The 23,177-nt window shown below is 53.9% G+C and carries 19 protein-coding genes; 2 read left to right on the top strand and 17 right to left on the bottom strand.

Features of this window, described 5'->3' with window-relative positions; genetic code table 11:
• Nucleotide 1: 1 nt before the first annotated feature.
• The 17 genes from KI613_RS09685 to KI613_RS09765 all read right to left on the bottom strand — a co-directional run bounded on the left by KI613_RS09685 (nucleotide 2) and on the right by KI613_RS09765 (nucleotide 21,101).
• Nucleotides 2-1,357, bottom strand: a complete 1,356-nt coding sequence (locus KI613_RS09685; protein WP_226405312.1) for a phenylacetate--CoA ligase family protein — start codon at nucleotides 1,355-1,357, stop codon at nucleotides 2-4.
• Complete coding sequence (locus tag KI613_RS09690; RefSeq protein WP_226405313.1) at nucleotides 1,354-2,577, bottom strand: glycosyltransferase; 1,224 nt, start codon at nucleotides 2,575-2,577, stop codon at nucleotides 1,354-1,356. The genes KI613_RS09685 and KI613_RS09690 overlap by 4 nt, the downstream gene beginning before the upstream one ends.
• A gap of 1 nt (nucleotide 2,578) precedes the next feature.
• On the bottom strand, nucleotides 2,579-3,790 hold the full coding sequence (locus KI613_RS09695) for a TIGR04063 family PEP-CTERM/XrtA system glycosyltransferase (RefSeq protein WP_226405736.1): 1,212 nt from the start codon (nucleotides 3,788-3,790) through the stop codon (nucleotides 2,579-2,581).
• Nucleotides 3,790-5,697: an XrtA/PEP-CTERM system amidotransferase gene (locus KI613_RS09700; RefSeq protein WP_226405315.1), complete on the bottom strand. Its 1,908-nt coding sequence runs from the start codon at nucleotides 5,695-5,697 to the stop codon at nucleotides 3,790-3,792. Before KI613_RS09700 ends, KI613_RS09695 begins: the two co-directional genes overlap by 1 nt.
• A 27-nt stretch (nucleotides 5,698-5,724) precedes the next feature.
• Nucleotides 5,725-6,885: a TIGR03088 family PEP-CTERM/XrtA system glycosyltransferase gene (locus KI613_RS09705; protein WP_226405317.1), complete on the bottom strand. Its 1,161-nt coding sequence runs from the start codon at nucleotides 6,883-6,885 to the stop codon at nucleotides 5,725-5,727.
• Nucleotides 6,882-8,393, bottom strand: coding sequence for an exosortase A (gene xrtA, locus KI613_RS09710; protein WP_226405319.1), 1,512 nt, complete (start codon nucleotides 8,391-8,393; stop codon nucleotides 6,882-6,884). The genes KI613_RS09705 and xrtA overlap by 4 nt, the downstream gene beginning before the upstream one ends.
• On the bottom strand, nucleotides 8,390-9,670 hold the full coding sequence (locus tag KI613_RS09715; protein ID WP_226405321.1) for a TIGR03087 family PEP-CTERM/XrtA system glycosyltransferase: 1,281 nt from the start codon (nucleotides 9,668-9,670) through the stop codon (nucleotides 8,390-8,392). The genes xrtA and KI613_RS09715 overlap by 4 nt, the downstream gene beginning before the upstream one ends.
• Nucleotides 9,604-10,638 (bottom strand): FemAB family XrtA/PEP-CTERM system-associated protein, encoded by a 1,035-nt coding sequence (locus KI613_RS09720; protein WP_226405323.1) that lies wholly within the window; start codon nucleotides 10,636-10,638, stop codon nucleotides 9,604-9,606. Before KI613_RS09720 ends, KI613_RS09715 begins: the two co-directional genes overlap by 67 nt.
• Before the next feature lie 5 nt (nucleotides 10,639-10,643).
• Nucleotides 10,644-11,489, bottom strand: coding sequence for an XrtA system polysaccharide deacetylase (locus KI613_RS09725; RefSeq protein WP_226405324.1), 846 nt, complete (start codon nucleotides 11,487-11,489; stop codon nucleotides 10,644-10,646).
• 9 nt (nucleotides 11,490-11,498) lie between these two features.
• Nucleotides 11,499-12,671 (bottom strand): non-hydrolyzing UDP-N-acetylglucosamine 2-epimerase, encoded by a 1,173-nt coding sequence (gene wecB / locus KI613_RS09730; RefSeq protein ID WP_226405326.1) that lies wholly within the window; start codon nucleotides 12,669-12,671, stop codon nucleotides 11,499-11,501.
• On the bottom strand, nucleotides 12,652-13,752 hold the full coding sequence (locus tag KI613_RS09735; protein WP_226405328.1) for an XrtA/PEP-CTERM system-associated ATPase: 1,101 nt from the start codon (nucleotides 13,750-13,752) through the stop codon (nucleotides 12,652-12,654). The genes wecB and KI613_RS09735 overlap by 20 nt, the downstream gene beginning before the upstream one ends.
• Nucleotides 13,753-13,756: 4 nt before the next feature.
• The gene (locus KI613_RS09740) at nucleotides 13,757-15,319 is read right to left on the bottom strand and encodes a TIGR03016 family PEP-CTERM system-associated outer membrane protein (protein ID WP_226405330.1); all 1,563 of its coding nucleotides are present in this window, start codon (nucleotides 15,317-15,319) and stop codon (nucleotides 13,757-13,759) included.
• Nucleotides 15,309-16,250, bottom strand: coding sequence for an XrtA-associated tyrosine autokinase (locus KI613_RS09745; protein ID WP_226405331.1), 942 nt, complete (start codon nucleotides 16,248-16,250; stop codon nucleotides 15,309-15,311). Before KI613_RS09745 ends, KI613_RS09740 begins: the two co-directional genes overlap by 11 nt.
• 12 nt (nucleotides 16,251-16,262) lie before the next feature.
• On the bottom strand, nucleotides 16,263-17,822 hold the full coding sequence (locus KI613_RS09750) for an XrtA system polysaccharide chain length determinant (protein WP_226405332.1): 1,560 nt from the start codon (nucleotides 17,820-17,822) through the stop codon (nucleotides 16,263-16,265).
• Nucleotides 17,823-17,889: 67 nt separating this feature from the next.
• Nucleotides 17,890-18,513, bottom strand: a complete 624-nt coding sequence (locus tag KI613_RS09755) for an XrtA/PEP-CTERM system exopolysaccharide export protein (RefSeq protein ID WP_226405333.1) — start codon at nucleotides 18,511-18,513, stop codon at nucleotides 17,890-17,892.
• Between the two features lie 129 nt (nucleotides 18,514-18,642).
• Nucleotides 18,643-19,875 carry an ABC transporter permease gene (locus KI613_RS09760; RefSeq protein WP_226405334.1) on the bottom strand — a complete coding sequence of 411 codons (1,233 nt, stop codon included), beginning with the start codon at nucleotides 19,873-19,875 and terminating at the stop codon, nucleotides 18,643-18,645.
• Complete coding sequence (locus tag KI613_RS09765) at nucleotides 19,872-21,101, bottom strand: ABC transporter permease (RefSeq protein WP_226405335.1); 1,230 nt, start codon at nucleotides 21,099-21,101, stop codon at nucleotides 19,872-19,874. The genes KI613_RS09760 and KI613_RS09765 overlap by 4 nt, the downstream gene beginning before the upstream one ends.
• Before the next feature lie 72 nt (nucleotides 21,102-21,173).
• Here KI613_RS09765 and KI613_RS09770 point away from each other — a divergent pair, with 72 nt between their 5' ends.
• On the top strand, nucleotides 21,174-22,043 hold the full coding sequence (locus KI613_RS09770; RefSeq protein WP_226405336.1) for a ThiF family adenylyltransferase: 870 nt from the start codon (nucleotides 21,174-21,176) through the stop codon (nucleotides 22,041-22,043).
• 10 nt (nucleotides 22,044-22,053) lie between these two features.
• A complete protein-coding gene (locus KI613_RS09775) occupies nucleotides 22,054-23,151 on the top strand; it encodes a nitroreductase family protein (protein ID WP_226405337.1) in 1,098 nt (365 codons plus the stop codon).
• Nucleotides 23,152-23,177 lie beyond the last annotated feature (26 nt).

Consider the following 23,177-nt stretch of genomic DNA (forward strand, 5'->3'; position numbering starts at 1 on the left):
GTCAGCTCCCAACCACAAGGCTTTGGACGTACCGAAACTTGCCGGAATTTTCGAGAGGAATATGGTCAACTCGTCGTACCTGCACGTCGACAGATTGGCCCAACCTGGCTTTGATACCGGCAGCGATAATTGCTTCGACCTGAGAATCACAACCATCCTCGGGGACAATCTGAACGACCACCCGCGCCAGTGTTTCTTGTACCACTTTGAATGCAGCAATACCCGGAATGTCCCGAATCGGGTACACAACGGCCAGGCCATGCATGATAGTGCCGTCGGCGGCCAATACAAAATCGGTAGTCCTGCCCTGAATTTCATCAAGTAGTGGTAAGCCGCGGCCACAAGCGCAGGATTTTTCAGACAGTACGGCAACGTCACCGGTGCGATAACGAATGAACGGAAAATCGCTAGTTGCAAGGTGCGTAACTACCACTTCACCGGCAGCGCCTTTGGGCAAAACCTTGCCATCCTTGTCTATAATTTCAACGATGATGTCTTCGGCAGTAATATGCATGCCCTCGTTGGGGCACTGGTGGGCAATGAAGCCGGCATCGCGTCCGCCATAGCCGTTGGCAACCGGGCAGCCGAAAATGCGGCTGATCTCATCACGTTGGTGGTCGTAGAGGCGTTCCGAGGTCACGAAGGCGACTTTGATGCCAAGATCGCTCATGCGCTGCCCGCGTTTTTCAGCGTGGCGGGCAATCAGCGAAATAGAAGATGGGTAACCGAACAGCATGGCGGGGCGGGCGCGTTGAATGGTCTCGACGAAGCCGTCAAGCTTCGCTTCGCTCATCTCGAATGCGGGTAGCAATTGTGTACGCATCGCGCGGTCACGGAACTGGCGCACCCGGTCTTGAGAGGTAAGTTCGATCGGGCTTCCCCAAACCACAATTTCGGGATCGCCGATATCGACACCCCACCAGCGGGTAGCTCGCCATTTGGCGGCAACGTCGTGGCTGACCCGTTCGCTGCCAATAAAGAAAATTAGTGGTTCGCCGGAGGAACCACCGGTATTGAATCGCGAAAGGTGTTGCGCCTTGTCTGACTTGAAGCGTTCCTGATTGTTGCGGATGATTGGCTTGGTCAGGAACGGGATGCGCTGCAGGTCGGCAAGCGACTGAATGCTTGCTGCAGTCAACCCGATTTTTTCGAATAATTCGCGGTAGTAAGGAACGTGTTGCTCGGCATGACTGACCAGATTGCGGAGCCTGTCCAACTGGAGTGCTTCGATTCTCTCCCGGGGCCACCACTGGGATTCGTCCATTTTCTTGCGAACGGCAACGGTGTCGTGATGCTTCAGGCGTTCCTGAATGGGAAAGATGAAATTTGCTACGAGTTTTGTGTACAGGGCGCTCATTGCTTATTCTCCCGAACTGGCGCGATGCTTGAAAAGTGCGCACAGAGTCGCTCTACGCGTTCATCCCAGGAGTTTTTCTGGGCGTATTGTCGAATGTGGTCGCCATCCCAAATCATGTTCAGCGCCTGACAAATGGCTTCTTCCAATGCGTTCTGATCGCCAAATGGCGTGATGATGCCCAGTGTCTCATCACTGACAACCTCTCGATTGCCTCCGACATCGGTGGTCACCACAGGAAGCCCACAGGCCATTGCTTCGAGGAGTACATTGGCCCAACCTTCATTGCTTGTTGCCAGGACGAACACATCCGCAGCAGAAAGGAGGGGAGGGAGATCGTCGGGTTTGACGGCCCCCATGAATCTGACACACTCGCGAAGTCCCAGTGTTTCGATTTGTTGCTCCAGTTGCTTGCGATTGTTACCTTCGGGACTCGGACCCCCAACAATAAGGTACATAAGTTCTGGAAATTGAATTCGTAGCTTTGGCAGTATTTCGATGACGCGGTGAAAGCCTTTGCGGCGAACAAGTCCGCCGACAGAGATAAGGATTGGTACTCCGGACGGTATGCCGATTGCAGTTCTCGCGGCCCGGCGTTCAATTCGAGAAAATCGTTCTATGTCGACACCGTTGCCGACGACTTCAATTTTCGAGGCATCCGCACCGTGTTCGACTGCCAGTTTTTTCAGGGAATCGGAGACCGAGAACACCTGACTTGCGCATTTTATGGCTTGCAGTGCTTTAGTGCGAAGACTGGGTGTCTGTAGATGCCGCGATTCTGTTCCTCGCAACGTGAGCGTGTAAGGCACGCCAAGCCAGCGACTGAGCAAACACGCTGCGTATCCGTCAGGGTAGGCAAAATGGGTGTCGATGATGTCGAGTTTTCCACATCGTTTCAAATGCCTCATTCGTGGGAGGGCGCCGATGGCCATCATCATGCCATCCCAACCCTTGAGCAATCCGGGAACCGACAAGAAATGAGGGAACCAGACGTCTATGCCTGATTGTCGCTCGTGCTTGGGGGCTCCTGGGCGGAAATAGGGTTTCAGTTTCTGGATCAGGGATTGCAGTGGAAACCAGGGGGTTGGCGACACTACCGACAGGGGCAGGTGCTTGCCAACCCGAAACATTCGCTCACGGATGAAAAGCCCGGCTCCTGGCTGTATCTGGCTCGGAAACAGGCTCGACAAGACAACGATGTGAGGATGCGCGCTACCTGCCATGCTAAACCTGCAAGCCGGTTAGCTGTTGATAGGGGGCGCGATAGTTAGCAACGCTGCTCTGCCAGTTCCGGATGTTTTCGACAAACTGACGGCCATTGGCTTTGAGCTCAGGCCAGCGATGACGGTCGTTGAGCAGATTTAGCAGCGCTTGGGTTAGCGAATCACGATCTCCTGCTCTGAAAAGGATGCCGGTCTTGTTGTGCTCGACCAGTTCTTTGTGGCCACCGACATCGGAGGCGACGAATAGCTGGCCTTGGGCCATGGCTTCCAGGGGTTTGAGCGGCGTGACAAGCTCGGTCAGGCGCATCGGGTGGCGCGGGTAGGCGAGGACGTTGATCAGGTCGTAATAGCGGCTGACGTCTTTGTGCGGTACGCGGCCGGTAAAGATCACGACATCATTGAGACCGAGTTTGTCTGCTTGCTGGCGAAGGTTGGCTTCCTGCGGGCCGCCGCCGACAAGCAGGACGCGAATGTCAGGTTGAGATGCGATGAGGGCGGGTAGTGCATCCAGCAGCAGGTCAAGGCCTTCGTAAGCGTAGAAGGAGCCGATAAAGCCGATGACGGTTTTACCGGTCAATCCCCATTTTTTGAGGAGTTCGGGGTCGGGCGGGCTGGCCAGGTTGAAGGAGTCTATGTCGACGGCGTTGGGGATGACAGTGACTTTATCGGCGGAAATGCCGCGCCTGACGATGTCGGCGCGAAGGCCTTCGCAGATGGTGAAGACGTGGTCGACTTGCTCAATGGCACGGGTTTCGAGTTTGCGCGTGGCGCGGTAGCGCAGGCTGCCTTCGCTGGTGGTGCCGTGGTCGACTGCCGCATCTTCCCAGAAGGCACGGATTTCATAGACTACCGGGATGCCGAGACGGCGCGCCACCTTGATGGCGGGAAGGACATTGAGCACCGGTGAGTGGGCGTGAATGATGTCGGGGCGAACCTCGCGGGCGACTTCTTCCAGCCGGGTTTCCAGTTGCTTCATCAGGGCCAACTCCTTGCCGATGGGCAGGCTGGCCAGGGTGCCGGTGGCGAGCGGGGTGCGGAAGAAGCGCAGGCCGTCGACATCTTCAAAAGGCGCGTCCGTTTCGCCTTGCTTGGGCGAGGTGAGGTGAAATGTTTGCCAGCCGAGGGCGCGCTGTTCACGCAGCAGCGCAGCGGTGCGGAAGGTGTAGCCGCTGTGCAGGGGGATGGAATGGTCGAGGACATGGAGAACGCGAATCATGCCGGTTGGCCTTGTTCCATGACGTTGCGCAGGAAGGCTTCAAACATCAGCAAGGTCCAGATCGAGGCGCTGTAGTCGCGGCTGCCGTTGTTGTGGGCGTCGACGAGGTGTTTCAGGTAGTCGCGATTGAACCAGCCGGTGCCGGCCAGGCGCGGGCCGAGCAGCGCATCCTGGACGCGCTGTTTGAGCGGGCCGCGGAACCAGCGGGCGAGAGGTACCGAGAACCCCATTTTCGGACGATAGAGGACGTCGTTGGGGAGTAAGGGCTCCATCGACTTTTTGAGCAGGTATTTGGTTTCCTGACCGCGAATTTTCTGGGAGGAGTTCAGCGTGGCCAGCCATTCGATCAGTTCGTGGTCCATCAGCGGTTCGCGGACTTCCAGCGAATGGGCCATGCTGGCGCGGTCGACCTTGGTGTTGATGTCGCCGACGAGGTAGGTTTTGAGGTCGAGATACTGAATCTGGGCCAGCGGGTCGTCGGTGTTGGCTTTTTCTGCATGCTGTTTGAATGCATCGATGGCGTTGTAGCCACCGAGGGCTGATTTGAATTTCTGGCTGAATAGCTGGTTGCGCATCGGGGCGCGCAGAATCGATACTGAGTGGAAGTAAGCTTCCACCGAGCTGCGGGCGATGCCTTCAAAGGTTGTTTTGGCGCGGAAGACGCGTGGCGCCCAGTCGGCTTTCGGGTAGAGCTTGCCCAGAGCGCCGAAGACGGGGCGACGCAGGCTCAGCGGCAGGGCCGAGCGCATTTTTTCTTCCATCAGGTGCAACTTGTAGCGGCGGTAGCCGCCGAAGCTTTCATCGCCGCCATCGCCGGAAAGGGCAACGGTGACGTGTTTGCGGGCCAGTTGGCAAACGCGGTAGGTGGGGATGGCGGAACTGTCGGCGTAGGGCTCGTCGTAGAGTTTGGCCAGGGTGTCTATGAGGTCGAAGTCGTCGCTTTCGACGATGTCGAGGTGGTGGTTGGTGTGGTAGCGGTCGGCCACCATTTTGGCGAATTCGGATTCGTTGAAAGCGGGGTCGGAAAAGCCGATCGAGCAGGTGTTGACCGGGTTTGGCGAGAGGCCGGCCATGATGGCGACGACGGCGCTTGAGTCGACGCCACCGGAGAGGAAGGCGCCGAGTGGCACTTCCGAAATCATGCGCAGTTTGATCGACTCTTCGAGTCGGTGGGTCAGCTCGGCGCGGGCGTCGACATCGTTGATCGGGTTATCGAGCGTAAAGCGGACATCCCAGTATTCGCGGGGTTCGCCGACCGGCTGGCCACGGCGCAGGAGCAGGGTGCAGGCGGGCGGGAGCTTTTGGGCTTGCTTGAAGATGGTGCGCGGCTCGGCGACGTAACCGAGGGCAAAGTATTCCTCGACGGCGCACGGGTCGATGTCGCGTTTGAGGGCGCCGTGGGCGAGGATGGATTTGAGTTCAGAACCGAAGAGGAAGGTGCCGTCGTCAAGCAGGGCGTAGTAGAGCGGCTTGACGCCAAGGCGGTCGCGAGCCAGAAAGAGCGTTTCGCGATTGCGGTCCCAGAGGGCGAAGGCGAACATGCCGCGGAAGCGGTCGACACAGCTTTCGCCCCAGGCTTCCCAGGCGTGCACGATGACTTCGGTGTCGCTGCGGGTGTGAAAAATATGGCCGAGCGCTTGCAACTCCGGGATCAGCGCCTGGTAGTTGTAAATTTCACCGTTGAAGACGACGCAGACGCTCTGGTCTTCGTTGTAGAGCGGTTGCTGGCCCGTGGACAGGTCGATGATCGACAGGCGACGGTGGCCGAGCCCGACGCCGGGTTCGACATGCAGGCCGCCTTCATCAGGGCCGCGATGGAACTGCGCTTCGTTCATGCGATTCAGTAGCGCACGATCGATGTCGCTTTTGCCTCGGGTGTCAAAGATGCCTGTGATGCCGCACATGGGGTTCTCGTGATTTGATTTTTGGGGTTAATTTCCGGTTGACCGTAGCATTCTGCCAAGCAGTCGGTCGTAAATCTGCTGGTAGCTGTCGATCATGGCCGTCATGCTGAATTGTGCCTCAATGCGCTTCCGTCCGGCATAACCCATGGCACGGGATTTTTCCGGGGAATGGGCGAGGTTGATGATGGCTCGGGCGAGGGCGCCGGGATCAGCCGCCGGGACCAGATGGCCGGTGCGCCCTTCCTGGACCAGTTCCGGATTTCCACCGACGTCGGTGGCGATCACTGGTAATCCGCTGGCCATGGCTTCGAGGATGGTATTGGAGATGCCTTCGCCGAGCGAGGGCAGGATGAAACAGTCAAGCCCGCGCATGATGTCGGGGATGTCATTACGTTCCCCGGGCAGCCACGCGAGTTCGGCAAGGCCGGCTGTTTCGAGGATGGCGAGCGATTCGTGGCGCAAGGGGCCGTCGCCGACCATGACCAGACGCAGGAGCTCGCGCAGGGATGGTTCGATATTGATGGCCAAAACGAAGGCACGGGCCAGGTTGGTTTGATCCTTGACGGTCTGCATGCGGCCAGCGGTACCGACGAGCCAGAGCCCGGCTTGGTTAAACGGGGAACCGGAAATGTCTTGTCGCTCAGGGGCGGGATGGAAACGGGCGGCATCCACTCCGTTATAGATTTGCGTCACGCGCTTTGCACTAATGCCAACGGGATGGGTGAGATAGTGCGCGAGATCCTGGGACAGGGCTATGTAGTGTTTCACGAACGGACTGTAAATTCGTCGAATCCATTGGCATTTCTTGTTTGTGCCGTCAAAGTCGCCAACGTCGCGGCCATGTTCGCCATGGATACGTGCCGGCACTCGGGCAGCCCACGCCGGCACGGCGGCTTCCAGCGCGGCAAGGTTACGGGTGTGCACGATCGCCGGCTTGAGTTGGCGGAACAGGCGATAAAGCTGCGGATATATCCAGAGCACATGACCGGGTTGCTTGTTCAGGGCAAAAAACTGGACATCAGGACGCTGGATGCGGTTTTTGAAGTCGGTGATGTCGGTAAGTGCGATGACAGCGTGGCGGTAGGCATTGACCGGCATATGGTTGATCAGGTTCACCACGCCGTTTTCAAGTCCACCCGTATCGAAGCGGTGCAGGACGTGGGCCACGAGGGGGCGGCCATCGCTCATTTCAGCCGTGCCTCGGTCAGGCTACGCAGTATTTCGCCGCCAGCCTCGTTTGCGAAGGCTGGCAAATCCTTGGCGGCCGAGTCTTTCGGAGCGTAGATAATGATAGCGGCGCTATCGTCGCCGTGCCCGGTGAGCATGGCCCATGCGGTCAGCCATTTGGCTTCGATATCGCTTGAGGTCAGGCGCCCGTTGATCCAGTATCCCTGCCAGATGATGTAGCGCTCATTCGCAATATCCTGTTTCTTCAGTAGTTCAGCCTCGCGAATAGCTACTTGGCTGCCACCGAAGCTCGTATTTGCCTGACGATTTGCGACGATTTGCCAGAGCGGGTCGCTCGACGTCACAAGCACGTTGGTGGAGGTCACCAACTTGCGCTCGTAGTTCTGGTTTTGGTAGTAGGCGATGTAAAGACCGACCCAGCCATCCTGGTTGCGGTAAGCCGAGTGCAGTTCCGCCGAGGGATTGGTGAATCGCGGTTGCCACTCAATGGCAGGGGCCTCGGTATGCCAGGATCCGGCAGTGGCTGGTAGTGCAAGATTGATGACGGCGTCGGTGTTGGCCTGCCGCAGACGCATTTCGTAGAGCGAGCCGGCTGCGATGACGACTGCGAGAATGAGCATGATCGTCCAGGTATGCAGCGGCTTCTGGAATTTGCTGCCTGGCGCCGAAGTGACGCGCTGGGCTGTCTGGATTGGTTCAGCCCAGCGGGCACCAATCGCAAACATGATAACGATGACTATTCCGAAAAAGACCCAACCGTAGATCAGGTGGTCCGCTCCGACCGCGAGCTTGTTACCCGAAAAGTGGCCAAGCATTACGATCATATAGGCGCGTAGCCAATTAGCAAGGATGGGGACGAGCAGCGAAACGAGGATGAAAATCAGCCGGCGCTTGAGCGAGGTATAGGTCAGATAAGCGTATAGCGTGCCGACCGTCAGCGACGCGATCAAATAGCGAACGCCGCTGCAGGCTTCGACGACAGACCAGTTACCGCTGGGGATGACGAAGTTCTGCCCTTCGCGGAAAACGGGAATGCCGGTCAGGCGCAAGGCCAGTACCGTAAAGTCGGCGGTCCATTCCATCAGGCGCGGCAGCAGGAAGTCGCCGACAGGGACTGCAAAGAAGAGAAAGAGTAGCGGGAAGGCCAGGACCTTGCTGATTGGCCAGCCAACTAGGGCCATGATCGCTACGACGATCAAGCCGATGACGGCAAACTGGGTCAGGGCGTTGACAGCGGTTAGATCACCGAGCAACCACAGAAAAACGAAGCCGGCGAGAGGCATGGCAAACCACAGGGTGGCATGCGGGGCAAGCGCTACTGGCCGCTGCCGGTCGCGCCAGATGAGCCAAAGCGCGATAGGCGGCACGATGAGCCCATGGGCGTAGGTTTCTGATCGCCACCAGATCTGCGCCATAGCCTCCAGTGTTCCCCAGTACCAATAGCCGATCCAGAGGAGGGTCAGCGCAATTGCGGCCAGGGTCGGCTTCCAGTTGGGCCGATGGGTCATGCTGCAACCTCCTGCAATCCAGGTAGATATTGGTCGATGCTCGCGAGATGGGCTTCCCAGCTATATCGTGTAATCACCCTTTGGCGGGCTGCATTGCCGATGGCAATGCAGCATTCGGGAGCCTGCATCAGTGCGTTGATTTCGCCGATGAAGTCGGTCGGGGTCGTTGCAGTTATCAATTCCTGGCCAATAATAGCGTCGACCGCAGCAGCACATTCGCTGGAAGCAACGACGGGCCGAGCCATGGCCATCGCTTCGAGGATCTTGTTCTGGATGCCGCGGGCGATGCGTAGCGGTGCGACGACGACCGCTGCATGTTGCAGGTAGGGACGAACGTCGGGAACCGTACCCGTGACAGTGACGGTTTCACCGGCCAAAGCCAGAACTTCCGGCGTCGGACAGCGTCCGACGATGTAGAAACGTAGTTGTGGCCACCGTTCGCATAGCGCCGGCAACATCTCGGCGACAAACCAGCGCACGGCATCGATATTCGGCAGATAGTCCATGGCACCCGTGAATACGATGGGTATTTCATCAGCAGCATATGGCGATGCACGATTGTCAATCGGGGCGAAATAGTCGGCGTCCACACCGTTGCAGAGGGCTTCAACACGAATGGCGCATTCAGGTGCCAGCCGGGTGAAAAGCGCCGCCTCCGCCTCGGTTACGAAGAACGAACGTGCCGAGCGGGCAGCAATTTCCCGTTCATAAGCCAGCAGCCGCGCACCTTCCCGACGATATAGCCAGGACATAGGCCAGCGGTGATTGGGGGCGTATTGCGTCCATTTGGCCGAGTCGACATCGACAAAATCAATGATGACGGGCAGTCGGGCTATCGATTCGATGTACTGAGCCATCGCCGAACTGAAAACCACAATGGCATCTATATTTTTCTGGCCGCAGATGTTATCAACCCAGTCTTGCAGTCCGGCGTCACGGTAGTAACGCAGGGTTAACGGATCATCGGCAAGCAAGGCATTTAGGCTACGTATTTTTGCCAATCTAGGATCAAGACGAGCGACATGCAGGTCGCTGCAAAAACTGCGAACCTTCTCGATGTATTGAAAATCGTCCGGGTCATCGACAAAGGTGCCGAGAAAAATCTGATTCTTTTCGGCAAGGTGTTTCAGAAGGTGGTACGAACGCACCTTGTCGCCCTTGTTGGGCGGGTAGGGAAGGCGATGGACGAGATAAAGAATATTCGCCATGACTAACCAAGATTGCGCACGATGTGCGGCCCAAGCCAGTTGGCAAGGCCAATTGGCATGCGCCGCCAAGCTTCGATGAACAGCTTGTATTTGGCGTTGTTTGGGTTGTTCTGGGGAATACTATCGCGCTTGTACAGGCAATACTCGTAGTGGAGCGGCTGTGGTTCAAAGCCCCAGTTTTTCTTGAAAGCATAGGGCCCGGTTCCGATCTTGCTGCGGCCATAGTCGAAGATACGTAGGCCACGCTCACAGCTCCGCCGCATCAGTTCCCAGTATTTGAAGTCGTTGGCGGCGAGGTCACGGGCGGCTTCGTCATCACCGGCGTAGTAGGGCAGGACTTCATCCCGGAAGTAGAACGAGAGCACGCTACTCAGCAGCTTATCTTCGGACGAGGTGATGGTCAGGATCTCGCAATCGTCACCAAAAACTTCGAGCAGTGTGTCGAAATAGCGCTTGGGTAAGGCCGGTGTACCGTGGCGATGGACATTGTCGGCAAAGAGGGCGAAAAAGCGGTCGCTGCTACGGTCAACCTGACTTTTCAGGCAATTTTTTATTCCTTTTCGAACCATTGCCCGTTGCTTGCGCGGAATGGCAAGCATGTTTGCTTCGACGTCGGGTTGGATTTCCTTGCGGAAGGTGACATACAAATCCTGCGTCGGCCAATCGGCGTGTCTAGCGGAAATATTGCGGAACTCGAGGTGATCAACGCCGAGTTTGACTGCCAGTTGTTGGGCCTCGGCTTCGAGACCTGCGATGGCTTCTCGGTCGCTTGAGGCAACGCCGGCATAAACGGCAAAAGGCAATGAGACAAGGGAATTGCCAAAGAGCCGGCTATTGACGTGCGCCAGAGGCAGAACCCCGACAATTTCGCCTTCCTTTTCAGCATAGAGGAAAAAGGTGGGGTGTCGGAAAACCTTGCAAATGATTTCCTGCCATTCGGCCCGGTGGAAAAAAGTTGCGTCGGGACAGGCGAAGACGAATTCATTCCAGTGTTTCACGCTTCCGGGATCGGAAGGGGCCATCTGCTTGATGATCATTGGGCTCAGGCCTGTATCAGGAACAACTGGTCCATCCGTCCCCAGGAAAAATCGGCTAGCAAGCGGTGCAGGCGACTTTCCATGCGGTTGATGTTGACGTAATGGCGAAAGCGCGTTTTGGCACCGATGCCCGGGATGCGCGGTTGCCCGCAATCGATTTCCCAGGGGTGGAAATAGAAAACCGCAGAGAGCTGGTCAACCTCGTTAACGCGCCGAATCATCCAACGCGAAAGTTCATAGGGCATTAACCGAAAATAGCCACCGCCACTGGCAGGCCAGTTACGATTGAAAAATCGCAGCGTGGTCGCCGGTATTTCGAGCAGATTGCCTATCCTATGGGCATGCCGCGGTGCGTTAGGCATGCCGTAGTGGTCATGATGAATTGGGTAGATGCTCGAACTGTAATGATAGCCAGCTTTTTCCAGGGTTTCGAAAGCCCAGAGGTTTTTCTCTCCAATCGAAAAACTGGGTGCCCGGTAGCCCTTGACTTCCTCGCCGGAGATATCCTCCAATAGCAGCTTGGCTACATTGATGTCGGCAAAAAAACTATCTGGCGTCTGGTCACTGACCCGCTCGTGACCATAACCGTGGCTGGCAAGTTCATGGCCATTCTTGACGATGCTCCGAACTACTGCAGGGTAGCGCTCGGCAACCCAACCCAGGGTGAAGAAAGTGGCCTTGGTCTGATGCTCGTCAAGCATGGCAAGAATGCAGTCGATGTTCCGCTCAACACGGCATTCGCGAATAGGCCAGTCACTGCGCGGAATATGCGGGGCAAACGCCGAGACCTGAAAGTAGTCCTCAACATCGATGGTCAGTGCGTTGGACGGAGTGGCTGTCGGCGTTTTCATTGTGAATCATCAGTTTCGATTGTGACGCTCGATCAGCCAGGTGGCCAGGTCAGCAGCGATACGCTGAGAGGTTTGACCATCCCAATTCTCCGGCACTCGGCCACTCTTCCCGCGCCCAGCCAGAATTTCCGCCGCATGGTGACGAATAGAATCGAGGTTGCGCCCAACCATGGTATTGGTACCTTGCTCGACGGTAATGGGGCGTTCGGTATTTTCGCGCATAGTCAGGCAGGGAACGCCCAGTGCCGTGGTTTCTTCCTGCAGGCCGCCGGAATCGGTCAGAACGATACGCGCGTTAGCCATCAAACCGAGCATCTCGAGATAACCCTGCGGCGGCAGCATGATCATTTTGGTCTGGTCGATTAAATTGCCTAGCCCAAAGCGTTCAATGTTGCTTTTAGTGCGCGGGTGCAGGGCGAATACCAGCGGAATCGATTCGGAAATTTCGCGCAGCACTCCTAGCAGGGATGCAAGTATGTCGGCGTGGTCGACATTGGAGGGGCGGTGCATGGTGACGATTCCAAAACCCTGCGCCCCCTGAATCAATGCTGGGTCGACACCCGCCGCCTGTAAGCAGTCGGCCGGGCTACGGGCAAATGACCTGTTACTCAGTAATGAGTCGATCATGACGTTGCCGACAAAACGAATCCGCTCGGCGGCGATCCCTTCACGCGTCAAATTGTCGGCGGCGCTTCGCTCTGTTGTGTAGAGACGATCTGCCACCTGATCGGTAAGAACACGGTTAATTTCTTCTGGCATGGCGCGATCGTAGCTACGCAGACCGGCTTCGACATGTACGACCGGAATTCCCTTCTTTACGGCTACCAAGGTACATGCCAGTGTCGAATTGACGTCACCGACGACCAGAACACAGGAGGGTTTTTTGTCGTCGACAACAGGTTCGAAACGGCGCATTACTTCTGCCGTTTGAACAGCGTGGCTGCCAGAACCGACTTCAAGATTGATATCCGGGTGAGGGAGGCGCAAATCTTCGAACAGCTTGTCATTCATGTCCCGGTCATAATGCTGCCCCGTGTGCAGCAGCAGGGTGGGAATAGCCGGTTGATGCGCAGCGAAGGCGCGCAAAATCGGAGCCATTTTCATGAAGTTGGGCCGGGCACCGACCACACAAATGACGGGGCCTAGGGTAGAGGGCCAGTGGTCAGGCATCTGCGTTTTCATTTTCTTTTTGCGGATTGGCCGATGTGCAGTTTTTTGCAAAAAACTGCTGCATCAGGCTTAGTGTTGCGCTATTGATCCGTTCCAGTTGCGCCAGACTGTTCTCCAGCCTGGCCAGCCGCTCGGCTATATGTTCAGCGCTCAATGTTGCAATCAAGTCTTGCGGGGCTTGTGAAGCATCCGCACAGCCTGTTGTCGTCGTGACCGAATACGGCGAATTGCAACCCCCTGCGTTGAGGTTGTATTGCTGCGACACCTGTGTTGTGCCACCAATCGTTTCCTCGAAAATCTCGCGGGCAACTTCGTCGACATCCGCTATATCAAAATTTTTCTGTTGATTGAGATAGCCGAACAGTAATAAACGGTCGCAAACGGAGTTAATGCGCCGGGGGATGCCGCTGCTGGCCTTGAAAATTGCTTCAAAGGCAGCGCTGGAAATACTCGGAGAATCCTTGGCACCGGCGTGGTGCAGTCGGTGTTCGATATATGCTTGGGTTTCGCTGACATCCAGCGGGCCGATATGGCATGTGGCAATCACGCGCTGGCGAAACTGCATCATGTGAGGACTCTGCAAAATTTGCCGGAACTCCGGTTGCCCAACCAGAAAGCTTTGCAGCAGAGCCTGGTTTCCATACTGGAAATTTGAGAGCATGCGCAGTTCTTCAACGGCCCTGGCTGATAGATTCTGCGCTTCGTCGACGACCAGAAGACAACGCTTGCCCTTCGTTGTCATGCTGATAAGAAAGGCCTCGAGAGACATCAGAACGTCAGATTTTGCGAGATCCTTCGTCCGTAAGCCAAAGGCAGCCCCGACCAGACGCAGTGTGTCATCAGCATCGAGTTGAGTGCTGACCAACTGGGCAGCAACAATTTTTTCTGGATCAAGGCTATCAAGCAGACCACGGACGATGGTTGTCTTTCCTGCACCCACTTCGCCCGTAATGACGATGAATCCCTCGTTTTGATGCATGCCGTACTCAAGATAGGCTTGAGCACGACGGTGCTGCTTGCTGCCAAAATAGAAGGCAGGGTCAGGATTTAGCTGAAATGGCTTGCTGGCCAGGCCGTAGAAAGATTGGTACATAAAGTCAGAAAATAACTGAAACGGTACCGATAATCGCGTTTTCGGTATAGGGATTGGTCGAGCTGTCAAACTCGGTGTGGCGGACACTGATGCTACCTGTTGTCTTGGCACCGAGCGGTGACGAGAGATTGGCCTGATACATTGCAGTTTTTGCCTTGAGGTCGCTACTGCCTGCTCCGGTACTTTCCTGTCGTGAGGCCATGACGCTGAGATTTGTGAGGCCGCTGAAGCGATGCGAAAGACTGATAGTGACGCCCCGCTGCCGAATGCTAGTAGTGTTGTTCTGGGAGAAGTCGTCATTGACGGCGGCGAAGGCAAGCAGGGACTGGCTCTGGTTCCGATTGAACATCACTGTGAGCGAATTGCGAGAACCTTGGAAGGCCATTGCCAATTGCTGGTTGCGTTGAACTGTGGCTTGCGATCTCAGAAAATCGCTGGTCACTAGGGCGTTAGACGAAATTGGAAGTTGGCTAATCCCGGCTTTTGCACAAGTATCCAGATCAGGGTATAGGCTCGAAATTTGAGGATTCTGAGCACAAATTTGATAATAAAGTGGATAAAAAAGATCATAGACGGTGCCGATGCCAACAGTTGTGAATTGATTTGGCAACACCGATACATTCTTGGTATCAGAGTAGCTAATACTGCTCAGCGGAAAACGGTGATTAAAGCTATATCGGTGCCCGTCGCCGAAAAAACGGGTTTCCTTGAAGGCTGAAATCGCGGTTCGTTCTGTTGGAGTCCAATCGAAGCCATAGCCATGAGTGGGGTGAGTCTCCATATTCAGGGATGCGTAGTTATTCGACTCAGTGCCCCCACTCAACGAAATGCGGAATTGGGGAACAACGGTGTAAGTTACCATGGCGTACAGTCGTTCGGCATCCGATGTACGTCCCTGACTAAAAGTAGAAGTCTGTTGGGTTGCGTCGACTGACCATTTTAAATTCTGAAATGGAGTGCTACCACGTAACTGTCCGGCCCAGTCAGATAGTTCAGTATTTGATCCCGCCGAAGCGTTTGCTTGCGTTGTAGACCAGGTGTAACGCAGTGAGTAATCGACGATCCTAGCAATTTGGCCTCGGATATAGGGCGAAAGGCGGTAAGTGGATGTCTCGGTACTATTGTTATTGATGTTGGAGCCGCTGGGGGATTGGGGGCCAAATGCCGAGATCGCCTGCTGGGCGATCATGCCGCTGAAGTCCAGAAAGAGCCAGTTGGTCACCGCTTCAAGCGTTCCAAAAGTGTTTAGAGAGTTTTGGGTACGACTATCTCCAGACGATGTTGAATAAAATTGTCCGCGTACAGCGTAGTCGAAATAGGCCTTGAGTCGTGTCGTTTTCGCATCAACGCGAATTCCGGGTGCCAGTTCTGTGATTAAGCCGCTTTCCTTGCCATTTTGGCCACTACTCAATGCTACGTTGTCGCTCCATGTTTCTGTCAATGTTATTCGTGGCGTGATAGCGATGGAGCGGGCGCCTTGTTCCCTGGGTTCGGCTGAGACGGTGCTTGAAAGGCATCCGATGATGAAACAGCAAGAGATTGATAGGCGAACGGAGTTATTTTTCATGTCCGTACCCGTACCCGTACCCGTACCCGTACCCGTACCCGTACCCATCTGTCTTGGACGTCCGAACTTGATTAAGCAACATCATCTTGAGCGGACATGATTCAATAGTGGCGATCGCTTGCTTGACGGCTGCTTGTGCTGTGTTTTCTGCATTAACTACTATGATGACTTGACCCATGTGGGTAGCAAGAACACGTGCCTCAGTGGTCAGTAGCAAGGGAGGGGAATCAAAGACGATAATGCGATCACTGTAACGGCTGGCCATGTCGTCAAGGAGGCGAATCATGGTGTCGCTTGCCAGCAGTTCGGTGGCTCGGGGATGTGGCGTGCCGCTAGGCAGGATGGAAAGCTTCTCGATATTTGTACGCAGCAAGACGCTCGAGATATCGACGGAGTTCTGTTCCAGTACGTCGAGTAAGCCTTTGGCTGGAGGTAGTCCGAGCATATTCAGCACTGAAGGTCGAGCCACATCGGCATCGACCAGCATGACGGTATTGTCGAGTTCCATGGCAATGCTTATTGCCAGATTAATCGCTGAAAAACTTTTGCCCTCCCCTGGTAGCGCGCTCGTTACCATAATCAGGTTGCCATTGAGTACCGGTGCAGTACCTCGCTTCATCGCGTTGGCAATTAGCGGGCGCTTGATAACGCGAAACTCGTCAGCAAGTTGGCTGCGGGCGGCATCAGGCGTCAGTAGGCCAGATGCGGAAATAGCCTCAAGATTCAATATGGTTTGCGCGCTAGCTGGTGGATACGTTGTAGGCTTTGACGCATTCGTTGAATTCAGCTGTTCAGTGGCGACCAGGGGAGCTGACTGGTTAATAGCGGACGCCGGTGGAACAACTGGGATATTGGCAGGTTCGTCGGGGAGTTCAACGCCCGCTTGGCGAAGTTGCTCGAGGCGCTTGGCAGCTTGTTCTATCAGACTCATCAGTCATCAACCTCAGGTGGCACGTTGGGCCAAGTACGTAAGAAGTCCCAAACCTATCGCATAGGACAGCACCAAACCGCCCGTGGCAAGCAAGAAGCGATGTAGGCTGGTTCGCTCCTTGAGACGACGGGCATCATTTTGAATCAGCGAGACTACCCCTAGGACTGGTAAATCAGTTGCCTCACGCAGTGTCTTGCTGTCGAAGAAAACGGGGCGAATCTGGCTGGCTGCAAATGCCACAAAAAGACCACCCGCAATCGCGAATACTAGACCGAGTGGGAAAAGAAGCAATCGATTGGGAGCAACGGGAGTTGAGGATGCTCGTGGAGGGTCGATCAAGCGGAAGTCAGCCATCGAACCGGCTGAATCGAGGTCACCCGTCAGTTCGGCAGAGTCTCGCCGAGCAACCAGTTGCTCGTAGTTTTTCTTGTCGAGTTCGTAGTCGCGGTTTAGCTGGGAAAATTCCGTTTCCAACTGCGGCTGGGTTTTCATGACTGCAGTCGTACGCTTATAGCGCTCTTCGTATTCGCTGACTCGAGCCCGCAGCGAAGCGGTATTGGCCTCGGCTTCGGCAAGCGATACCTTGAGTTGCTGGTAAACGGGATTGTTACTGACAGATGAGCCAGGATTTGCGACTGCGAATTTTTTACGAGCAAGAAGCTCCTGCCGCTTTTGCTCTTCAAGATCTTTAATCAAGCGCCGGGCACCAATAATATCTGGATGCTGTTCGGTATAGCGTTGAAGCAATATGTCCAGATTTCGTTTTTGGACATCAATTCGACCATCGATTTCTGGCAGTGAAATTGTCAACTCTCCGCCGGATGCCTCCGGCAATAGGATTGGTTCCTCACCAACAATCTGCCGACGAAGGGCATCGCGTGACTGTTCTGCCTCACGAAGTTGAAGTCGAGCAGTGTTAAGTTGGGTAGTCAGTTCGCTTAATCGATCAATGCCACTTCTACCTTCGCTGGTAGCTAGGTCAATATTTCGTAATTTGAACTCTTTTAGACGATTTTCGGCCTGCTCCAGCTTTTTCTCGTAATTGCGAATCTGTTCCTCAAGAAATTTTCGGGCAGAGTCAGTGTCCTGGCGTTTGTCTCCGAGGCTGGATTCAATGAAAATTGACACAAGGGCTTGGACAACCCGTTGTGCCTTGGCCGGGTCGGGATCTCGATGTGAGATGGTGTAAAGATTGTCTCGACCCAGGCTCTGAATTTTCAGTGTGCCGGTCAACGAGTCAATTAACGCATCCTGTTGCGCCTTGTTTTTGACATTCAAATCGAGATCGGCCATCCGGATCAATTTTTCAATATTCGGGCGGCTGATTAGAGTTCGGCTCAGCATCATGATCTGCTGTTCAATATTTGGTTGAACAGCAAGTCCCGACATCAAGGGCCTCAGAATCGATTGAGTGTCGACATAGATGCGAGCAGACGCCTCGAACTGGTTGGGGATGCGCAAAATTACGCCGGCAGCAATGGCGCCGACCACCCATGCAGCAAACATGCCGAGCCGACGATGTTTCCAGGTCGCGCGCAAGATGGTTAAGGCCTGGCGAAGAATTTCTTCCATCTATGTGCTCAAGAGATTAGCCGCCACCGTAGCCATACGGTGGCGGTAGAGGTTAATCAGGGATTATTTAAAACCAGCTTTGCGGGATGATTACAACATCACCCGGTTTCATTTCCACATTTGCGGAAACATCACCATTTTTGATCAGATCCTTGAGACGCACCCTGTATTGAGCATTGTTTTCAGCCGTGCGAAGGATGGTGGCTCGATTGCCATCAGCGAAATCAGTAATGCCACCAACTGCGATCATGACGTCAAGAATCGTCATCTTCTGCTTGTAGGCAAGAACCTGGGGCTTGGTGGCTTGGCCAACAACGCGAATTTGTTCACTGTAGGGACCGACAAATCCAGTCACGATAACAGTGACGACAGGATCGCGAATAAACTTGGCGAGTTCCTTTTCGATATCACGGGCCAGTGTGGTTGGATCCTTGCCTATGGCGCTAAGATCATCAATCAGTGGCGAAGACATCTTTCCATCGGGGCGTACAGGGACGCTCATAGAGAGTTCTGGGTTGCGCCAGACCACAATATTAAGGTTATCACCCGGACCGATTTTATAGCTGTAGTCGGCTGTTGCTGCCAACGCCGGGGCGGGAGGGTTGCTACTGCACCCGATTAACGTCCACGTGAAGACGAAAGCAATCAATAACTTGGTGGCAAAGACCAACTTGGAATTGGCTATAGACATTGTGTTTTCCTCAAACAAGTTGCAGACCGAAACTGCTTAAGATGGCAATTGTAGGGCGTCATCATAACGGAAACAGGTGAAAAACTATGTGCAGGTGGCACATGTCTGAGAGAAATTTCACAAATGTCTCTATATGCCATGGCGCAGGGCATCAACTATAACGATTCTGCTTGCACGGTATGCAGGGTAGATGGAAGCCAAAACGGTGGCACTAGAGCCGATTACTCCAGAAAAAGCGACAGTTAAAGGATCAAGTTTGATCTGGGCCATGTAGCCAAGATTTGAGTTGGGAGGAGGGGGCATTGGTATTCCCATGGTTGAAATGATCAGCGCTAAAGCGCAACCGAGGGCCATGCCTAATCCGGCGCCAATGAGGCCAAGTACAACTGACTCCATCATAATCAATTCGAGCACGGATTGTGGCCTATCGCCAATAGCTTGTACTGTTCCAAATTCTCTCGTGCGCTCGTACAGGGACATGTTGATGCTGTTGGCGACACTGAGTAGAACCATTAAAAAGATAATTAAGCGGAGTACACCAAACTGTGCATCGTAGAGTTGAACGGTTTTTTCGTAAAAATCCGAAAGCTCTCGCCACGTGAAAACCTGTAGTCCTTGTTGTGCCACCAAAGCGCTAACGGCTTTGGCAATGCGATCAGTTTCCTTCGTTTGATCTAGCGTCATTACCAAGACGTGAACTGCTTGAGTGTCGAGCAATGTTTGTGTGGCTACAAGAGGAATTCTTATCGCCCTGGCATCAAATTCCTTCGAAAAACTTTGAAAGATCCCGATGATCTGAAAGTCCTGTGTGTTCACGGCCCCCTCGGCCAAACTGATGACTAGGGTAACTCGGTCCCCAATATTCAAATTCAGAGCTCGAGCTAAGCCTTGGCCGATCACCATCCCATCTTCGTCGACGTTTTCGAGCGGGCGCCCTTCTATGTAACGCATGAAACTGCCAACTTTGCGCTCGTTGTCTGGTTCTATGCCATCCCCAATTATGCCGATGTCTCGTTTTCCGTTGTTGAGCACGCCCACAAAATTGATTCTTTTCACTACCTGTTCTACACCGGCTTCTGTGGCGAGTATTTTTGCAATGGCGGTCGGGTTATCAATCATGTGTTCCTGTGAGGCACGTGATCGGCTTTCCCAATAGGCTTGATGCGCCAACTGGATATGTCCAGTCTGAGAGTGAATGGTTGCCTCTCCTAGCTGGGCGAGGATGTCATGAACGAATCCTCCTGCCAATATCATGCTTGAAACGCCTAGAGCGATTGCGAGCAAGGTGGCCGCAGTACGGGAGCGGTGACGAAAAACATTCCGTAGCGCCAACGAAAATCGGCCCGATACCAAGCGTCTCATTGGTTGCACCGTAAAGCGTTTACAATATTCATGCGACTAGCTTTCCAGGCAGGCACTGCGCTGGCTATTAACGTAGTGGCAATAGCCAATACGAGTGCATGCACCGCAAGCCTAGGAGTAACGAGAATCTGGGCTGTGAAGCCAGTATCCATGCCCGGCGCGGGAGGCATCGGGATTCCAATCAGGGACAAAATTTCGGCGATTCCGAATCCAAGAAAAATTCCAAAAACTCCGCCGATTGACCCGATGAGAGCGCCTTCAAGGATAAACATGCGAAGTATCCCTGACCGGTGTAGTCCGGTGGCTAATATTGTTCCAATTTCCGTAGTTCTCTCAAGTACACTCATGGTTTGAGTATTTGATATTGTCAGAACGATGATGATGGCAATGATGGCACGCATCAAATTGATCTGTTTCCCAAACAGAACAACTGTTTTATTGTAAAAATCTGCGAGATCGCTCCAGGGGATTGCTTCAAAATTTGTTATTGGAAGGGTTGACCGTAGTCGCGTCACAGTCTGTAGGGTTTGCGTCGTATCGTTGAGGAGGAGTACCCATGACGTCGAGCCCTGCACTCGCATTAGTTTCCGGGATATCTCAATTGGAAGGCGAAGTGCATTGTCATCAAACTCTTTCACTGCGGTGACGAATGCTCCGGAAACCTTGGCTTCAATGGCATTTGGGGTGCCGTTTGCAGCTGTGACGAGCAAAACGACAGTGTCCCCCGGATTTACCCCCAGTTTTTTTGCTAACCCGCTCCCCAGAAGGACTTCACGCTGATCTGCTATGCTGACATTGCTTCCTGAGCGGATGTGGATGTGGCTACTAATCACCTCTTCCTTGTCTGGTTCAATGCCTTCGCCAATGAAACTAATTGTAGTTTCTCCATGGCTAATCAGCCCACTAAACGCAAGGCGTTGAGCAACGCTAACAACCTCTGGAAAGTCCTTGATTTTTTCAAATTCGATTGATTTTGCAGGGAGCAAGAAGTTGTAGGGGTCTGCAATTCCTTTCTCCATATATCCTGGCCGTACAATTTGAACATGGCCTAATTGCGATCGTATTGTTGATTCGCGCATGCTTTCAAATATCCACTCAATAAATCCACCGGCAAGCAGATACGCAATGAGGCCACATGCGATCGTAAGTACCCCGATCAGGGTCCGATTTCTGTTGCGCTTGAGATTGCGAGCAGCAATTCGCACCTCTGTAACAAAATTGATCATTGGCGTTGCAGCAAGCTTCGGGTAATGTGGTCGTTCGATTCTAATACCAAACCAGCTCGATCTGGAGGTGTCATGCAAGTCTTCAATTATGACGAAGCGTTTTCCAGAAATATTGGATGGGTTACTGATGATGAGCAACAAAAACTACGTCGTTCTCACATTGCAATAGGTGGTCTTGGAGGGGTCGGTGGCGTGCATCTCCTAACGCTGGCTCGCTTGGGGATTGGTCGGTTTTCGATTGCTGATTTCGATGTTTTTGACGTGGTTAATTTTAATCGTCAGGTAGGTGCCACAGTCAGTAGTTTGCAGCGACAGAAGATAGATGTCTTGGCCGAAATGGCGTTGGATATTAATCCGGAAATTAATCTCAGATCTTTTCCGTTAGGAGTGCAGCAGAATTCTCTAGAGGAATTTCTTGAGGGGGTTGATGTTTACGTCGATGGATTGGATTTTTTTGCTTTTTCGGCTCGCCGGTTGACGTTTGCGGCATGCGAGCGAAAAAAAATCCCTGTTGTAACTGCGGCTCCATTGGGAATGGGGGCTGCCTTACTCGTATTTGGCCCAGGGGGCATGCCGTATGAGGACTATTTCGGGTTTGAGGGGTGCGATGAATTAGAAATGTCCATCCGTTTTCTTGTTGGGCTATCGCCAGCGATGCTTCAGCGTGGATATGTGGCTGATATGAGCAGGATTAACTTGGCTGAGCGGCGGGGACCTTCAAGCATTGCTGCTTGTCAACTCTGCGCCGGGGTAGCTGCAGTAGCAACGCTCAAACTCCTCCTTGGAAGAGAAGGCGTCAAACTAGCGCCATGGGGAAGTCAGTTTGACGCCTATCGGATGCGGTTAAGTCGAACCTGGCGACCAGGGGGCTACCGAAATCCGCTACAGCGACTTACTCGCCTATTGGTTCGCCAGCAACTGGCGGCAGGTGTTAGGGAATGAGGTCTGTTCAGTGACTCGAGACATTACTCTACGTATTCTTGATTTGGCTCGCTGGGCACCGAGCGGAGATAATACGCAACCTTGGCGATTCGAGATAATTTCAGATAATGAAATCATGATTCACGGTTGCGATACACGTTCTTGGTGTCTATATGACTTCGACGGGCATGCTAGCCATATCGCTCATGGTGCCTTACTTGAAACTTTGCGTATTGCTGCCTCCGGGTTTGGCGCTCAAACTAGCTGGACACTGAATCCCAATTCCACGGATAAAGAGCCTATTTATAAGGTTCAACTGGTTTATCCGATTGAAAAATCAGCCGATCCGCTATTCTCATTTATTGAGCAACGGACCGTTCAGCGTCGCGTCATGGGCACAAAACCGCTGACAGCCATTCAGCGTAACGCGCTTACTGCCGCAGCAGGAAAAGACTACGAACTAAGGTTTTTCGATTCTCTAGGTGATCGATTTCGTGTTGCCAAGTTGCTCTGGGCAAATGCTCGTATTCGCCTAACTTGCCCAGAGGCCTTCGAAGTGCACCGCCAGATAATCGAATGGGGGGTTCGTTACAGCAAAGATCTCATACCGGAACAGGCTGTCGGTGTCGATCCGATGACAGCAAGGCTAATGCAATGGGTGATGCAGGACTGGAAACGCGTTGATTTTTTCAATCGTTATCTTTTTGGGACGATTCTTCCACGCATCCAGCTTGATTTCTTGCCTGCTCTGCAATGTAGTTCGCATATCCTTCTGCGGCCCAAGTCAAGTCTTGAGGGTTTGATTGATTATGTCAATGCAGGCATTGTCATGCAACGGGTCTGGCTTACTGCAACTGCCCTTGGGCTCCACCTTCAACCGCAGATGACACCAGTAATCTTTCGCTGGTATACCCAAGCGGGAAAAAAATTCTCGGCACTGGCTGGCGTTGATCAGCAGGCAAAAGTCTTAACAACGCGTTTCGACTCCCTGGTACAAACACAATCCGACGACCCAATTGCTTTTTTTTGCCGTGTCGGCCACTCGAAAACACCTGCGTCCCGTTCATTGCGCAAAGATATTGGCGATTTGTTGATCTCAGATGAGTTCCCTCGAGAAGAGAAGCTTTGAGGGGCTCGTGCCAACCGGGAGCACTG

Source organism: Ferribacterium limneticum (assembly GCF_020510585.1).
Taxonomy (GTDB): domain Bacteria; phylum Pseudomonadota; class Gammaproteobacteria; order Burkholderiales; family Rhodocyclaceae; genus Azonexus.

Bases quoted from the DNA above. Each gene is read 5' to 3' on its own strand.
- KI613_RS09685 (WP_226405312.1), bottom strand. From the start codon at position 1,357: ATGAGCGCCCTGTACACAAAACTCGTAGCAAATTTCATCTTTCCCATT.
- KI613_RS09690 (WP_226405313.1), bottom strand. From the start codon at position 2,577: ATGGCAGGTAGCGCGCATCCTCACATCGTTGTCTTGTCGAGCCTGTTT.
- KI613_RS09700 (WP_226405315.1), bottom strand. From the start codon at position 5,697: ATGTGCGGCATCACAGGCATCTTTGACACCCGAGGCAAAAGCGACATC.
- KI613_RS09705 (WP_226405317.1), bottom strand. From the start codon at position 6,885: ATGAGCGATGGCCGCCCCCTCGTGGCCCACGTCCTGCACCGCTTCGAT.
- xrtA (WP_226405319.1), bottom strand. From the start codon at position 8,393: ATGACCCATCGGCCCAACTGGAAGCCGACCCTGGCCGCAATTGCGCTG.
- KI613_RS09720 (WP_226405323.1), bottom strand. From the start codon at position 10,638: ATGATCATCAAGCAGATGGCCCCTTCCGATCCCGGAAGCGTGAAACAC.
- KI613_RS09725 (WP_226405324.1), bottom strand. From the start codon at position 11,489: ATGAAAACGCCGACAGCCACTCCGTCCAACGCACTGACCATCGATGTT.
- wecB (WP_226405326.1), bottom strand. From the start codon at position 12,671: ATGAAAACGCAGATGCCTGACCACTGGCCCTCTACCCTAGGCCCCGTC.
- KI613_RS09735 (WP_226405328.1), bottom strand. From the start codon at position 13,752: ATGTACCAATCTTTCTACGGCCTGGCCAGCAAGCCATTTCAGCTAAAT.
- KI613_RS09740 (WP_226405330.1), bottom strand. From the start codon at position 15,319: ATGAAAAATAACTCCGTTCGCCTATCAATCTCTTGCTGTTTCATCATC.
- KI613_RS09745 (WP_226405331.1), bottom strand. From the start codon at position 16,250: ATGAGTCTGATAGAACAAGCTGCCAAGCGCCTCGAGCAACTTCGCCAA.
- KI613_RS09750 (WP_226405332.1), bottom strand. From the start codon at position 17,822: ATGGAAGAAATTCTTCGCCAGGCCTTAACCATCTTGCGCGCGACCTGG.
- KI613_RS09755 (WP_226405333.1), bottom strand. From the start codon at position 18,513: ATGTCTATAGCCAATTCCAAGTTGGTCTTTGCCACCAAGTTATTGATT.
- KI613_RS09760 (WP_226405334.1), bottom strand. From the start codon at position 19,875: ATGAGACGCTTGGTATCGGGCCGATTTTCGTTGGCGCTACGGAATGTT.
- KI613_RS09765 (WP_226405335.1), bottom strand. From the start codon at position 21,101: ATGATCAATTTTGTTACAGAGGTGCGAATTGCTGCTCGCAATCTCAAG.
- KI613_RS09770 (WP_226405336.1), top strand. From the start codon at position 21,174: ATGCAAGTCTTCAATTATGACGAAGCGTTTTCCAGAAATATTGGATGG.